At 46.0% G+C, this 15,652-nt stretch carries 15 protein-coding genes; 11 read left to right on the top strand and 4 right to left on the bottom strand.

The genetic code is table 11. From position 1 onward, the window contains the following. The first annotated feature begins 59 nt into the window (after positions 1-59). Positions 60-1,220, top strand: a complete 1,161-nt coding sequence (locus Q4Q52_RS21525; RefSeq protein WP_311991652.1) for a putative sulfate/molybdate transporter — start codon at positions 60-62, stop codon at positions 1,218-1,220. Positions 1,221-1,346: 126 nt separating this feature from the next. On the opposite strand, the gene Q4Q52_RS21520 is transcribed toward Q4Q52_RS21525, so the two are convergent. Genes Q4Q52_RS21520 through Q4Q52_RS21510 form a run of 3 tightly spaced genes read right to left on the bottom strand, consistent with a single transcriptional unit; the run spans position 1,347 to position 4,110 of the window. Next, complete coding sequence (locus tag Q4Q52_RS21520; protein WP_311991651.1) at positions 1,347-2,339, bottom strand: polysaccharide deacetylase family protein; 993 nt, start codon at positions 2,337-2,339, stop codon at positions 1,347-1,349. Further along, positions 2,336-2,974: an ester cyclase gene (locus Q4Q52_RS21515; protein ID WP_311991650.1), complete on the bottom strand. Its 639-nt coding sequence runs from the start codon at positions 2,972-2,974 to the stop codon at positions 2,336-2,338. Before Q4Q52_RS21515 ends, Q4Q52_RS21520 begins: the two co-directional genes overlap by 4 nt. Beyond that, a complete protein-coding gene (locus tag Q4Q52_RS21510) occupies positions 2,974-4,110 on the bottom strand; it encodes an alkene reductase (protein WP_311991649.1) in 1,137 nt (378 codons plus the stop codon). Before Q4Q52_RS21510 ends, Q4Q52_RS21515 begins: the two co-directional genes overlap by 1 nt. 111 nt (positions 4,111-4,221) lie before the next feature. Here Q4Q52_RS21510 and Q4Q52_RS21505 point away from each other — a divergent pair, with 111 nt between their 5' ends. Both Q4Q52_RS21505 and Q4Q52_RS21500 read left to right on the top strand, forming a co-directional pair. Further along, a complete protein-coding gene (locus Q4Q52_RS21505; RefSeq protein ID WP_311891351.1) occupies positions 4,222-5,133 on the top strand; it encodes a LysR family transcriptional regulator in 912 nt (303 codons plus the stop codon). Between the two features lie 234 nt (positions 5,134-5,367). Continuing rightward, complete coding sequence (locus tag Q4Q52_RS21500) at positions 5,368-6,195, top strand: hypothetical protein (protein WP_173496435.1); 828 nt, start codon at positions 5,368-5,370, stop codon at positions 6,193-6,195. Between the two features lie 486 nt (positions 6,196-6,681). Here Q4Q52_RS21500 and Q4Q52_RS21495 read toward each other — a convergent pair whose 3' ends face one another. Further along, positions 6,682-8,493: a PhnD/SsuA/transferrin family substrate-binding protein gene (locus Q4Q52_RS21495; protein WP_311991648.1), complete on the bottom strand. Its 1,812-nt coding sequence runs from the start codon at positions 8,491-8,493 to the stop codon at positions 6,682-6,684. Between the two features lie 212 nt (positions 8,494-8,705). Here Q4Q52_RS21495 and Q4Q52_RS21490 point away from each other — a divergent pair, with 212 nt between their 5' ends. From Q4Q52_RS21490 to Q4Q52_RS21455, 8 genes are all read left to right on the top strand, one after another. Then, positions 8,706-9,308, top strand: a complete 603-nt coding sequence (locus Q4Q52_RS21490; RefSeq protein ID WP_105251242.1) for a response regulator transcription factor — start codon at positions 8,706-8,708, stop codon at positions 9,306-9,308. Positions 9,309-9,517: 209 nt separating this feature from the next. Beyond that, positions 9,518-10,702: a flagellin lysine-N-methylase gene (gene fliB / locus Q4Q52_RS21485; protein ID WP_311991647.1), complete on the top strand. Its 1,185-nt coding sequence runs from the start codon at positions 9,518-9,520 to the stop codon at positions 10,700-10,702. A 441-nt stretch (positions 10,703-11,143) separates the two neighbouring features. Then, positions 11,144-11,425, top strand: a complete 282-nt coding sequence (locus tag Q4Q52_RS21480; RefSeq protein ID WP_311991646.1) for a hypothetical protein — start codon at positions 11,144-11,146, stop codon at positions 11,423-11,425. Between the two features lie 15 nt (positions 11,426-11,440). Then, positions 11,441-11,992 (top strand): dihydrofolate reductase family protein, encoded by a 552-nt coding sequence (locus tag Q4Q52_RS21475; RefSeq protein WP_311991645.1) that lies wholly within the window; start codon positions 11,441-11,443, stop codon positions 11,990-11,992. Between the two features lie 193 nt (positions 11,993-12,185). Beyond that, positions 12,186-12,764, top strand: coding sequence for a type II secretion system protein (locus Q4Q52_RS21470; protein WP_261274000.1), 579 nt, complete (start codon positions 12,186-12,188; stop codon positions 12,762-12,764). Between the two features lie 149 nt (positions 12,765-12,913). Further along, a complete protein-coding gene (hslV, locus tag Q4Q52_RS21465) occupies positions 12,914-13,438 on the top strand; it encodes an ATP-dependent protease subunit HslV (RefSeq protein WP_011918556.1) in 525 nt (174 codons plus the stop codon). A 19-nt stretch (positions 13,439-13,457) separates the two neighbouring features. After that, entirely contained in the window at positions 13,458-14,786 is a 1,329-nt protein-coding gene (gene hslU, locus Q4Q52_RS21460; protein ID WP_311991644.1) for an ATP-dependent protease ATPase subunit HslU, read from the top strand. Between the two features lie 196 nt (positions 14,787-14,982). Beyond that, positions 14,983-15,369, top strand: coding sequence for a gamma-butyrobetaine hydroxylase-like domain-containing protein (locus Q4Q52_RS21455; protein WP_063883307.1), 387 nt, complete (start codon positions 14,983-14,985; stop codon positions 15,367-15,369). The last annotated feature ends 283 nt before the right edge of the window (positions 15,370-15,652 follow it).

Genomic DNA, 15,652 nt, shown 5'->3' with positions numbered 1-15,652 from the left:
CCTTAAAAATCTGGCATTTATTTTGCCTAGTGAGTATATGTTCAATTGCGGCAACCTTTATGATCCCGGGCAAAACCCCAACAAATCTCATCACTCAACCTATCAATCGTTTACTCGGTGAAACCAGTGGTGCCTTTGCCGACTTAGGCACTTTTTTGCCTTTGGTGTTGGGGCTGATTGCCCTTAATCAATTTTCACCCCAAGGAATTTTCCTAGGCTTTGGGCTATTCGCTATCTTAAGCGCGCTGTTTTACCGCCGCCCGATTCCCGTGCAACCGATGAAGGTCATCGCTGCACTAGTCATAGCCCAAGGCTTAACCCCTGGTATGTTGCAGGCAAGCGCCATGTTGATGGGTATTATCCTGTTAATTCTGGCTTTTAGCGGCGCCATTACTTGGTTAGCCAAACAGTTATCCCAAGCTGTGAGTGTCGGCATTCAATTAGCGATTGGTCTGCAACTCATGTGGATGGGCGCTAAGATGATGAGTGAGTTTTGGCTGCTTGGGGTGGGCGCTTTTATCCTGTTATTTATCAGTAAATTTTTGCCGCTGCGCTACCTTGCCATGCCCTTAGTCATAGCGGCGGGGATGATTTGGCAAGCCAGTACACAAACTAGTTTAGCCACTAACTTTGATATTCAAGCAATGACAGCGCCATTTCAATTAGCGTGGCCGACATCTATTGAGTGGACTTCCGCCGCCCTTTTATTGGTTTTGCCACAACTGGCTCTCACCTTAACCAATGCAGTGATCGCCACGTCTGCAATGGCACAGGAGAAATTCCCTGAAGATGCCGCCAAACTCACGCCCAAAAACTTCGCCATTAGCTCAGGCCTTGCCAACTTATTGCTCGCGCCCTTTGGTGCCTCGGCCATGTGCCACGGTGCAGGGGGACTTGCGGTGCAATACCATTTTGGCGCCCGCACTTATCTGGCGCCGTTAATTTTTGGCAGCACCTGTTTAATGATCGCCCTGTGCTGGGGTAGCAATATCGCTTGGCTATTAAGCCTTATTCCTATGGCTATCCTCGGCAGTTTACTGACCACTGCTGGGCTGCAACTGGCGTGGTCGAAACGCTTAATCGATGGCAAGCCCTTCTGTATCTTTGTGATTTTATCCACAGCCGTCACTTGCCTTGCCATCAATGCCGCAGCGGGACTTGCCGTGGGGATAATTCTGGAGCAAGGTCGCCGCACTTGGGCCATGTTAGCCATGCGTTAATCGCTTCCGACCCGCAGTAATAAGGTTCCCAAAATCAAACAGCGCGTTATACAACGCGCTTTTTGTTAATCATTCAAACCTCTTCCAACTGCCATCAACGAGAGCGAGAGCGAGAGTGATAGCAGGCTAAAAGGTTCTTGCAGGATTGGTCGGCGTGTCCTTTTGCGCCAGCGCCCATTTAGCAATGGCATCTTTACGCATAAAGCCTACGTTAGTGTGACCTTTAGCGTACTGAATAAACTTATCTAAAGCGGTCACCAATCCAGGAGCGCCACCAATACGGTCGTGCACACTGATCGACATCATACGTCGCTGCGTCGAACCTTCTTGATAAAGCATATCGAACTCATCCTTTAGTTCCTGCAAAAAGGCCGCGGCCGTCATGGCCGTGTTGCCACCAAAACGTCCGATATCATTGTTACGTAAAGTGTAAGGCACAACCGCAAAAGGCTTATTTCCTACTGGGATAATTGAAGGTTCGTCCCGCGATAGGTCATCGATGTGATAAATAAAACCTAAGTCCTGCAAAATATTGAGGGTTTGAGTGCTGTGGCGCATCCAAAAGGCATTAAAACCTAAGGGGCGCTGACCTGTGATCCTTTGCAGCGTCTCAATACTCGCCACATAGGAGGCGCGTTCCTCTGCTGGCGACATGCTGTATTGTGGCGTCCACGTTTGTCCGTGGCCCGAAATCTCATGCCCCTCATCTGCAACTTGTTTGGCAAGTTGAGGATGTAGCTCAGCAGCGCGCCCAACCATGTGAGAAGTCACCTTGATATTGTGCTTACGCCACAAACGCAGCAGCCTTGGAATGCCTTCATTCATACCGTAGTCGTACCAAGTCGGGGTGATGGTATCTGGATAGCCCTTTTCCATCGGCGGAAACGGCCCTTCGGCATTTTTATCTTGAGCACCTGCTTCAAACTGCATTGAGATTGAAATCACTAACTGCTCACCACTTGGCCAAAATATTTTGTTCATACCACTGCCGCCTGAATTTTTGGAGTCATTTTCTAAGGTATCTAATGAGGGTAAACCAATAGCCAGCGCCGTTTGGCTTAGGCCGAACCCCGCAGCGATGGCGCCACCAGCCATTAAAAATCGTCGACGTTGATTCATGATTGAGTCCCTGCGGCTAATTGAGAAAATAGCGTTTGATAATCTTCGAGGTGCCAGTTATCTGTGATGAAACCATCCCGTACTCGATACATGTCAACAGCACGAAAATCGATTTTCTGCCCTTGGCCTTTTTGCTCACCAAAGATACCAGTGAAGCGGCCATTAAAACGCAGCCGCACCACAGCGCGATCGCCAACGATTAGCAAATGCTCAACTGAAACTGAGAGGTCAGGGACCGCTGCCCTAAATGCCTTTGAGGCTTCGAGTGAACCCGTGATTCCCTGCGCGCGGCCAGCGGGCAGAGTACGGTCGATAAACCCTGTCGCTAATGCACTGTGGGCAAAACGTGCATCCCCCGTGTGCCAAAAACTGGCATACAACAAGGCGGCGCGGGCGATAGTTTGTGCCTGCGGTGATTCATCAGAAATCGTTTCCATTGCCGCCACTTTTGGCACTAACGACGCTGATACTTTAGTTATTTCAGGGGTCGCGCCGACTTGGTCGGCCATCGCATCTAAGCTCAGACTAGCTAAGCTAAAACCCACCATTGCGATACCTATAAAACCTGAAAACCATAGACTTAAGCTGAGCCATGCAGGATATCGCTGCACAAATAAACGGTTAACCCTATCCATTATGCCACCTCATCCTCATCCGAACGGATAACGGCTCTCAATGCTTCGTTGTATGTAGGATAATCGGTATAACCCGCCGCACTACCCCCAAACAAGGGCCCTTTGTCGAATGCAGATAAAGGCAATTGATGCATTAAACGGTAAGGCAAATCAGGATTGGCAATAAAAGGACGACCGAAGGCGACTAAGTCCGCATAACCGCTATCAATCACCTCATTGGCACGCGCCACATCATAGCGACCCGCAACAATAATGCTGCCCTTAAAGACTTTACGCAGCTCGACTCTAAAGGACTCTGGCACCTTGGGCGCATCATCCCAATCCGCCTCTGAAAGATGTAAATAGGCCACGCCCAATGCCGATAAATGCTTAGCCGCTAACAGAATAGTGTCTACAATTTCAGGACACGCCATATCTTTAAACGTCACGTAAGGGGCGAGGCGAACCCCGACCTTATTGGCACCAATTTTCGCACTCACGGCTTGGACAATTTCGAGTAAAAAACGAATGCGATTTTCCTGAGAACCGCCGTAGACATCGGTTCTGTGGTTTGAATTGGTGCGTAAAAACTGGTCAATCAGATAACCATTGCCGCCGTGAATTTCGATGCCATCAAAACCCGCCGCAACCGCATTCACTCCCGCCTGTGCAAAATCGGCCACCACACGGTCGATATCCGCTTGCACCATAGCCCTAGGTTCTGAGCAATCCACCATTTGCCCTTCAGGATGCGCTTCATCCACAATCCATACTTTAGTGCCAACGGGCGCAATAGCTGATGGCGCAATCGGGGCATTACCCTGCTGAAAAATCGGGTGCGATACACGGCCAACATGCCAAATTTGATTGAAGATTTTACCACCAGCCTGATGCACTGCCGCTGTGACTTTTTTCCAACCCTCAATTTGCTCCGCGGTATACACGCCCGGCGTAAATGAATAGCCTTGGCTGTCATCGGAGATTTGTGTCGCTTCTGTGATGATTAACCCCGCCGAGGCACGCTGGGCATAATATTGCGCCATCAGGTCATTAGGAATATTGCCTGGCTGCATGGTACGCGCCCGAGTCATAGGGGCCATCACAATGCGATTGTTTAGCGCCAGTGACGCTAATTTGTAAGACATGAATAAACTCATACACACTCCGAACCAGAAATTAAGATGAAACATCAGTGGTGCAATTGTGCATTAGTTAATCTATATTGATAATCAGGCTATTATTAAAATCATTTTCAAAAATAATTTGATATGTATCATTTAAACGATCTGCAATTAGCGCTGCGTATCGCAGCCTTAGAGAGTCTCTCGGCAGCCAGTAAAGAAATAGGCATGACGCCGGCAGCGGCAAGTGCCGCGCTGCAAAGATTAGAGAAAAAGCTAGGATGTCAGCTATTTGCTCGCTCGACGCGGCGCTTACAGCTCACAGAAGAAGGGCGGATTTTTCTCGATTCTGCGAAACCCGCACTGGCGATTCTCGAAACCGCCAGCGCCAATTTAGCCGAACACAGGGGTGAGCTTAAGGGCGAAGTACGCCTCGCCTTGCCTTCGGATATTGGTCGCAGCCAGATCCGTGCTTGGCTCGATGAATTGATGGACAGCGCCCCAGAACTGACAGTGCAGCTGTATTTTGGCGATCATATGACAGACTTAATAGACCAAAATATCCATTTGGCTTTGCGCTATGGCCAGCTTGACGACTCAAATCTGAAAAGGCGTCAGCTCGCCATGACCCCAAGAGTACTGGTCGCCTCACCCGCTTATTTGGCACAACACGGCACACCAAGCACACTAAATGAACTCAGCCAACATGCTGTGCTGATTTTAAATCGCGGCGGTGAGCCGTGGCAGAAATGGAAATTCAGCCATAACGGCGCGCCAGTTGAAATCGAAGTCAGGGGTAAACGTTTCTGTAACGATGGCGCAGTGATCCGCGACTGGGCACTCTCAAGTCGTGGGATTGCCTATAAGAGTTGGCTCGATGTGGCGCAAGATGTGACCGAAGGCAGACTCAACCTAGTGCTAGCCGATAAAATAGCCCCGCCTATCCCACTGCAATTGGTATACCTACAAACCGATTATCCCAGCCATAAGATCCGTCGCACCATAGAGTTTTTAGTAGAAAAGCTCAGCCAGTTTTCCCAAAACTATCCACTGCCCTAAATTGCAAACAGCCAAAGTATCCTAATAGAAAACCACGATATACAAGTGGTCATGTAAAGAAAATAACCACCACCAAAGTTGTATAAAAACCACTACCCTGTCAAAACAAATTCCTATAGCATTATTCGCACCAATTAACATCGTCGTAGTAGCCAAGTCGAACAAGTGATTTATGTCTCGCAAACAACGCTACACATTAATACTCAGACGTTAAGTGAAAGCATTAATTCGAATATGGATAAGAAAGCGAAGAAAATATTATTCTCCACCTACTGGAAAAATGGATGGATAGACTCAAAAGATAGACTCTTATCTGATGGAGATTTTGAGTACGCAAAGTCACAAGGATTGATGTTTGATCCGATTTCGATTTCTCATGATGACTGCATAGATACCATTGCAAAAATAGTAAAAACAATATCCAGAGCACAAATTGCTAAAGGTTTTTTAAGTAGCCTGACAACTCGCCGCTTAGACTTAAGATCTTCTTTATCATCCTATTCAATTGCCAAAAATATCCCAGAGCATAAATATACACCCGTTATATCCGGCACTTCATATTCCGACGGAAAACCAACTTCACACTCCTACACCTGCGGTGTATGCCGAGACAGCAAATACGGGATAAGGGGCAGTCACAACTATAACAACACAGATATAAACGTATTGAATTTCGAGCGTATCAAATGGGGTGGTGTCCGTCATGGCGATATTTTATATACATATTTTGACTTAAACCAATTTATAAATACGGATATCCCTGACCCAACTGATGAAGACTTAAATTGTTTCAAAGAAATATTAAGCACTATCGAAAGTTCGGAACCTACTGATTATCCCAGTGCCCTTGAAAAAAGATTGGCTAAGGTCGTAAAGTCCAGTAAGGCAGAAAGGCAGGTATTAATAGAGATTTTAGCCAGTATTGGAGTGTTACGACCAAGGAGCTACAATCGCCCTTCTAAAGGCAAAAATGACTGGGTGTTCGCTGAGTATTGGCGAGGTGAAGATAAATACTGCCATAAAACTGTCGATGAATATTTTGGTAAATATCTACAGTTATGAATGAAGTGGATCAGAGATCAAGCGATGGCTTTCCCCCCAAAAACTAACCGCAAATAAGGCGCGGGAATGACTAGCTGTATCACAAAAGGTGCGTAATGCGTTTAGAATTAACTCTCAAGAACATGTTGGATAAAATTGAATCTTTAGATTGGAAGTGAGATGTATATATACCTTTTAATAAAGAAATTAATGACTCGATATTATGTCTTGTACTTGACGATGACACAGAAGAAGATCGTGGTAGTGATGATGAACCAATTTACCCAACATCTATTGGTTATAAAAGCTTCTTAAGTGTGTCAGATTTGCAAAGTATTAAGAGTAAATTGCTGCAACAAAATTCTGAAGCTGGGCTAAATGAATTAATTAGTGCAGCAAAATATTATTATGAAAATGATGCTTTTATTAATATTAACCGCTAACCAATAAAGGCTGTCGGATGCTCCGCTAATGCGCACATTAAGGGTTACTCATAAGTGTATAACCCTATCCCTTGGGAAGTACGACTGTCACCACACAGCCCTGTTGCCAAGGCAGTAAAGCTTGCGTGGATTGCTGACAGTTTTCGATTTGAATGCTGCCGTGATGGCGGGTGACCACATCCTTACAGATGGCTAAACCTAGGCCTAATCCCGCATCTTTGGTTGAGGCAAAAGATGCCATCAACTCACTCGCCTGCCCCTGTAGCCCTTCGCCATTATCAATAACTAAAACTTTGATTTCATTCGGATGATAATAGATATCGATCCATAATTGACGCACACGATTATCGCCGCAGGTTTCTAACGCATCTAAGCTATTTTTTACTAAATTGACCCACATTTGACTTAAACCAACGCTATCGCCCATCAGTTCAAAGGGCTCACCCTGCACTCGCACATTCACTTGTACATTCGCTCGGTCTAGCTCGCGCCGCAACAGAGCTAAAGCTTCTTTCACCACTGGCACTATATCTAAAGGTTCGGTCTTTGCCTGACGCCGCTTGAGTAAACCGCGAATACGATGCACAACCGCTCCGGCGCGAATCGACTGCGCATTAATTTTACCGAGTACATCATAGAGTTCCGGATTATCTTGCCCAAGCCTTTCCAGTTGCAGCATGGCACCTTCGCTGTATTGGGTAATGGCGGCTATGGGTTGATTGAGTTCATGGGCAAGTCCTGCACCTATTTCCCCAAGAATCGCCGCACTTTGCAGTCGCTCAAGCTGCAGTGCCTTGTCCTTTAATTGGCGCTCAGTGCTAACTAAAAACTCACTTTTCTGGCGAAACTTATATTCAAGCCACAGGTGATAAATGGTGGAAATAATGAAAATTAACAACAGTGCGCCACCCCATTCTTTATTTTTTGCCATCCATTTGTATACGGTTTGATAAAGTGGTGGTGATGCTCCCTGTAGTTGTAATTCTTTAAATAACTCAATCACTTTTAACTGGCTTACGGGCGCAGTCCAGCCCAAAGTATCGGCGGCAATTGCTGCAATATGATCGGCGGGTAAATCGAATAAGGCGCGGGTAATCGCCATCGTCAGCTTAGGAGAAACCGTATCCGCCGCAGCGAATGACCAGTTTGGGTATAACTGAGTGCTCACCTCGCAATCATATCCTGCAGGCGTAGCAGGATGGATAACCCGATAATCGCCCTGATTAACAAGACCCGTTGCGATCATTTCCTCTAAGGTACAAAAAGGCGCTATTGCGGCGTCGGCACTGCCATCTCTGACTTGATAGATAAGCGGTTCTAACGGGAACCCGAGGAAGCGCAATTGCCCAAAAAATTGTTCGGGTAAAAACCCCATTTTATGCAGTAACCCCATTGCCGCTTGATACCCCCCCAAGGCCTGCGGATCACTGGCGACCACATTGCGCCCGCGCAAATCCTGCAAGGTACGGATAGGGCTGTCGGCGCGGACAATAATGGTCGCACCTATGGTAAAAGTACTGCCTTGATGCTTACGACTCTTCATTGTCGCAAGCCAAGACAACGGGAAATTGTTACTTAGATGCAGATATTGCCCAGGGTTAGTGACGATAAACTGCAAATCATGCTCAAGTAACTGACTACGCATGCCATTAAAATCCACAGGCACGACTTCAAAATGACTATTAGGCACTTGCTCACTGAGGTAATCCATCATAGGTTGCCAACGCTGCTTGGCCTGTAACACGCCATGATTTGCCAGCACTCCGACTCTAAAATGGTTAACTTCTGTCGCTTCGTTGGCATAGGACGGATTAAGCCCAATGATACTCAGCAAGAATCCCATCAATATCGCTTTACACCAAGAGTCAATCGTCATCGCCTCTATTACCCACTCTTATATGCCATTGTCATGGAACGACTTTAGCTCGCAGATAAAAATCAAGCTGTGAAATGTCGCCAAACTCTGATTTATGCCCAGAGGGAATTGGCTAATTTAGTGATGTATCTCCCAAGACCTAGGCTTAAAATTGAGCCCACTCGGCACCCAGCTTAAGCTGATAGCATGCTTACCGCCCAACAAGGAACACCATGTCGATAAAATTGCCACTCTATCTAGTCGATGACGATGAAGCGATTCTGGATTCACTGGGCTTTATGCTCGGACAATTTGGCTATCAAGTGCAAACCTTCAACAGCGGCCGCGACTTCCTTGAGCACTGTGCATTATCACAGGCGGGCTGCGTGATTTTAGATAGTCGAATGCCGGAAATCACCGGCCAAGAAGTGCAGCAAAAATTATTGGAAACCCACAGCCCGCTAGGCGTGATATTTCTCACTGGCCACGGCGATTTACCTATGGCGTTAAGCGCCTTTCGAAAGGGGGCCTGCGATTTTTTTCAAAAACCCGTATCGGGTAAGGCATTAGTACAAGCGATTGAAAAGGCGCAGCGTGAAAGCCAAGCGGCCTTCGAGCAGCAAAGTCTGCAGCATAAGTTTGACCAACTGACCGAGCGCGAACAGCAAGTGTTAGCCCATGTGATCCAAGGCATGACTAACAAGCAAATATCGGAGGCGATGTTTTTATCCCTGCGCACGATTGAAGTACACCGCGCAAAAATCATGAAAAAGCTCGAAGTAAACAATATGGCAGAGCTAGTGCAGCACTTAGGCAATCTGAATTCTGTTTTATAAATAATGAACCAATATGCAGTGCGAAATAAATGGTATTCCAATGAGCGTATAAGTTTTAATCAAAGAACTTCTACCGCACTAGTTGATGAGAGTAAATATTAATTGTACCTAAATTGGCTTAGATCTAATCGGCATTTAACAAAACTGGAATAAGGGAGTTTGATTTGTTACCTTTGTCCTAAATTACTGTAAATTTAACGAAATTACCGATGGACAACCTCATAATAAAACCCGGTTATTTCACTCAATTCCAATGTGTTGGACCAGAATGTGAAGACAGTTGCTGTTACGATTGGCGAATATCATTTGATAAAAAGAGCTATAAAAACACGATTAAACACCCACTGCTCGCTACAACGGCAAAGACTGCATTTATTGAAACAAAGAAAAGTACAAGCGACTGGGCCGACATTAGACTTGATGCGCAAGGTTCATGTCCATTTGTTAACGAACATAAGCTTTGTGATATCCATTCAAAAGCGGGTGAACAGGCCTTAAGTCATACATGTAAAACTTATCCAAGGATCCACAAAGTCATTGGCGGTAATAAATACGAAAGCCTCTATCTATCTTGCCCAGAAGTCGCTCGCTCAGTGTTATTTAATTCTAATGCTTTCCAATTTGATTCCAATATAAGTGGCATAAAACAGCCTTCAACGCCAAGTCCTACGTGGCTAGAAAAAACCCATGAATACAGTCTCGACCTATTATTGAATTTGGGAGGTGGTTGGCAACAAGCACTGCTAGCAATAGGACTATTAATCAAGGTTAGTGACCAAGTCCGTCAAAATACCTTACCAATAGAAGAACTAGATAAGCGCTTACAACAACTAAAATTGTATGCACAGTCAGGTGCATTAGCAGAGCAATATAAGAACTTACCTTATTCCCCACTGCCGCAGACGCATGCCTTTATTACTGTTCATAATGAGTTGTGTAAAACTCATTCTAGAGGTGTACGCGCAAGATTTACGTCGTTAAATCAGGCTGTTGCCGCACTGTGTAATGAAGAAAATAGCTATCAAATTGATGCGTTGAATCAAGCATGGACTGAGCATGCAGTACCCGCATTGGTTAACCATACGGAACTTTTTGAACGATACATTTTATATTCAATTTACCACTACCATTTCCCCTTACTAGACTCACAGCAATTATCTTGGGAAGCATTCCGTTTACTCGTACTCGATTGTTTTATGATCCGCAGCTATTTATCTGCAATAGCCTTTAAAAATAAAGGACTATCTGAAAGTGATATTGTGATGTGTTTTCAGCTTTATCAAGTCGTTAGGCAACATAAAATTGAGTTTGTACAAAGTATGAGCAAAACATTAGAGGAATGTGGAATCGACAGTGTGCCAGCTGCAATTTGCCTTTTAAAAACAAATATCTAAACGTATAAACAGCACCACACAATAGTAAGAAGAGAACATATAACGAAGTAAAGCAATACCACAGGTGTGAATCTTCACTTTGCAATATAGATTTACCCTGTAGGGTGGGCTGAGTGCATAACAAATTCATCCAACCTGCGACAAGCTGTCGCAGTTTGCGCATTTGGCTTTGTGAAATATCGTATCAGCCCGCACAATCAAGCCATAGGTTCCTTCCTTTGTGCCCCGCAGGCGCTCAAGAAATCCACTGCTTTTTGAACCTCTACCCGAGGGTAACTATGCCCTCGGGGATTTTTATTAGTTTGTTTTGATATACAAACCTCGCACCTCGGCTTCAAATACGATAAATTTACTTATCTTCAATACAATCCATTCAGCTACTTGTGTAGACATAGTCGATAACAGTTAACTAAAACCAAAACTCTATCAAGGAAGAAATTTATGTCTAAAGCTCTTATCTCTATCGCCCTTAGCCTCTTCATTGTTGGCTCACTGAGTGGCTGTGTTAAAAGTACACTCGTTAGTGACAAATGCACGGAAAACAATCCTGCTGAAAACCAAAATTGTAACAAAACAGACGCTGCTATATATGTTGCAGCCGCCATATTGGAAGGCCCAGATAAAGGTCAAACGTGTAATGATATGTCAGGCAAAGCAAAACAAGACTGCCTCGCTCAGCAACAGGCACTGAAAGAATCACTAGAGAAACACGCTCGAAAATAGCATTAAGGAAGATGAATGAAAGCCTCCGTTTTTATTGCCGCGACCCTCGACGGTTATATCGCAACGCCCGATGGGGATATCGACTTTTTAAATCAGCACCCCAGTACTAATCCCGATGAAGACTTTGGTTATCATGCCTTTATCGACACTATCGATGCGATTGTAATGGGACGAAAAAGCTTTGAAAAAGTCCTCTCCTTCGATTGTGATTGGCCCTATGTAAATATCCCAGTGTTTGTATTAAGTCGCAGCGGCGTAACAGTACCGTCGGCGTTAAGTGAGCACGTACAAGTGCTAAATGGCGATGCGGCAAGCATTAGCGAACAACTCAAAACCCGTGGCTTTAAGCATCTCTATATCGATGGTGGACAAACGATCCAAGGTTTTTTAGCGGCGGGGCTAATTCAGGAGCTCACGCTCACTCGTATCCCCACTTTACTGGGTAAAGGCATTCCCCTCTTTAGTGACGTCCCCCAAGCCATACAATTAATGCCCATCCACACACAGCAATACGACAATGGCTATGTACAAACCCGCTACCGCGTCATAGACGAAACCGCTTTATAAGTCGTTTACATTCGGCAGATGGCATTGAAAGATGAAGTGATGGCTTGCCATTTTGCGGCTTGCCCGCTTCTATTTGAGTTCATGTAACCAAAACGTTAAACAGAATGTTAAACAAATAAATAATATCAATGACTTACTGATTGCGAATCGAAGTTCCGTTAGAATATCCCACTCTAACAGATAGGTGAGCAATATGAGTCGTTTGCAGTCATCGAAGGGTTTTACATTAATAGAACTGGTTGTGGTCATTATCATCCTTGGGATCTTGGCCGTCGTCGCAGCACCACGGTTTTTAAACCTAGGCCAAGATGCTCACGATGCCAGAGCCAAAACCGCATTTGCGGCCTTTACCTCTGGTGTTAAGCTTTACCACAGTTGTTGGCTTGCGGGCGGTCACTCTGGTTATATCCAAGATCTCGCCTGTTATGGTGATGGAAAAATAGATTCAACCTCCACTGGATTTCCACTCGGTATCGATACGGCAAGTAGCAGTAATGCAGGAACCCAATTACAGGGCGAGTTTTGCGGTGAGCTATGGCACAACCTAATTGGAAACAATGAATTTGTCCTAGCTAATCACTTCGACTGGCAGCAAGTGCCCAACACTGACATTGTTTATTGGTACAGTGGCGGCCCAATAACTAATCCAAATACCTTTTGCTATTTCAATTATGTCTCAGATGATCGTCGTTTAGGCAGTGAAAACTGGGATTTAAAATACTATCCCTTCGATGGCCGCACTATTGTAGGTCGATCCACACTTTCCCAATAAGCGCTTATTTTTATTGCTAAAGGAGCGCGAAAGTTCGCAAACTCCTTTGGCTTTTCTCGCTATAACTTGAATTATTGTCATCTATCCCCATATCTACTGCATCATCCACCGCATGATTTGTCATTGCGGGCCAGAGAAGAGGATTTATTGTGACCACTATCGTATCAGTACGCCGTAATAATCAAGTTGTCATCGCCGGCGATGGCCAAGTCTCCCTAGGCAATACCGTGATGAAAGGTAACGCCAAAAAAGTGCGTCGCTTATATCACAACAAGGTACTGGCAGGTTTTGCAGGCGGCACCGCCGATGCTTTCACCCTATTCGAGCGTTTCGAAGCCAAACTCGAAATGCACCAAGGCCATTTACTGCGCTCAGCCGTTGAGCTTGCCAAAGATTGGCGTACCGATCGTATGCTACGAAAACTCGAAGCCATGCTCGTTGTTGCGGATGCCGAAGCATCGCTGATCATCACAGGTAACGGTGATGTCGTACAGCCAGAATATGACTTAGTTGCCATAGGTTCAGGCGGCAATTATGCCCAAGCTGCGGCGCTCGCCCTACTGCAAAATACCGAATTGTCTGCGCTAGAAATTGCTGAAAAGTCCTTAACAATTGCGGGCGACATTTGCGTATTTACCAATCAATTCAAAACGATTGAAGAACTCAATTACTAAACAGCCCGTGAGGAATATTATGTCTGAAATGACCCCCCGTGAGATTGTCCACGAGCTGGATGCACATATTATTGGTCAACAAAAGGCCAAACGTTCTGTCGCCGTCGCCCTGCGTAACCGCTGGCGCCGCATGCAACTTGATGCGGATTTTCGTCAAGAAGTCACCCCAAAAAACATCCTGATGATTGGCCCAACAGGCGTGGGTAAGACTGAAATTGCCCGCCGTTTAGCAAAGCTCGCCAACGCGCCTTTTATCAAAGTTGAAGCGACTAAGTTCACAGAAGTGGGTTATGTCGGTAAAGAAGTCGAGCAAATCATCCGTGACTTAACCGACATCGCCATCAAGCTGACCCGTGAACAGCAAATGGGTAAGTGCCGTCAACGCGCCGAAGAACACGCCGAAGAGCGCATTCTTGATGCCTTGCTGCCTAAACCTAAAAATGACTGGGAAAGCACAGAAACCGATTCCAGCTCAAACACCCGTCAAGTATTCCGCAAAAAACTGCGCGAAGGTCAATTAGACGACAAAGAAATCGATATTGATGTGGCACAGCCACAAATCGGCGTCGAAATCATGTCGCCACCCGGCATGGAAGAAATGACCAACCAGCTGCAAAGCCTGTTTAAAAACATGGGCCAAGCACCGGCAAAACGTCGCAAGATGAAAATCAAAGAAGCGTTCAAGCTGTTGATCGAAGAAGAAGCGGCAAAACTGGTCAATCAGGAAGATTTAAAAGAGCAAGCCATTGAATTGGTTGAGCAACACGGCATAGTGTTCCTCGACGAGATAGACAAAATCTGTAAGCGCGGCGAAACCTCTGGCCCAGACGTTTCCCGTGAAGGCGTACAGCGCGATTTACTGCCGTTAGTCGAAGGCTGCACTGTGACCACCAAACACGGCATGGTGAAAACCGACCACATACTGTTTATCGCCTCAGGTGCATTCCAGATGTCGAAACCGTCGGATTTAATCCCTGAATTACAGGGCCGTTTACCTATCCGTGTCGAGTTAGATGCGCTCTCAGCCGATGATTTTAAACGCATTCTGACCGAGCCACACGCTTCGCTGACCGAGCAATATATCGCGCTGATGAACACAGAAGGCGTGAAAGTTGAATTCAGCGAATCGGGTATCGACAGCATTGCAAAAGCCGCATGGCAAGTGAATGAGCGCACCGAAAACATCGGCGCCCGTCGTTTACACACTGTGATGGAAAAGCTGATGGAAGATATCTCCTACGAGGCATCGGAAAAATCGGGCTCCGCCTTTGTTATCGACGCCGACTATGTCAGCGCCCACTTAGATAACTTAGTCAAAGACGAAGACTTAAGCCGCTTTATCCTCTAGTGAAAACCCGCTCACCGCCAAGCCCAACGACTTGGCGGTGAACGGTAACTCACAATGCAAAAGTGTGACTTAAACGAAAAGCCTGACCAAGGCTCTCGCTTACCCTTTGTATCCTTGGCCGCGAGTGGTTACATTAGTCAGGTGTTATTTTGATGAGTCGTTATCCTATCCTTAGCATTTTCTTGGTAGCCAACCTATGACCACAGCAACGCCCAATGTCACCGATCTTAAACTGAAACGTAAATCGCGCATTCTAGAAATCAGTTTCGATAATGGTGAGCAATATCAGCTCAGCTGCGAGATGCTCAGAGTCTACTCGCCCTCGGCAGAAGTGCATGGTCACGGCAACCCCAAGCTGGTCACCCATAAGAAAAACGTCAACATCAGTGCCATAGAACCCGTCGGTAACTACGCCGTAAAAATTGTCTTCGATGACGGCCACGACACAGGCCTATTTTCGTGGAAAGTACTCTACGATCTCGCCACCCACCAAGTGGATCTATGGGAAAAATACCTCGCCCGCCTACGCGCCGAAAAAGCCTCCCGCGAACCGCTGATCGCGATGAATATAAAGTACAACTAATCGGTTGCTAATCGGTTGAATAGCCCGCCAAACCTTAATAGTGCCAAGCTAGAAACCTATGCGCTAAAGGCTGAGTTGGTAGTACCAAACTGATAAATATTCTATTTCCCACGATAACACTTAAAGTCGTGGGGCTTCACCCCACACCCGACCAAGGAGGACTGCTCGTCCTATCCTCCTTGGATTCTCCAAGACGCCCCCGACGGAGTTGAAAGCCCCTTGGGCATTTAGCGTCCTTATGCTATCGCGTCAGACGCTCGTCCCTGATTCGACTGACGCTATC

The sequence above is a fragment of the Shewanella sp. SP1S2-4 genome (assembly GCF_031932075.1).
In the GTDB taxonomy this organism is placed as follows: domain Bacteria; phylum Pseudomonadota; class Gammaproteobacteria; order Enterobacterales; family Shewanellaceae; genus Shewanella; species Shewanella baltica.
The sequence above is the reverse complement of the archived record's forward strand: the minus strand, read 5'-3'. Positions and strand labels throughout refer to the sequence as shown.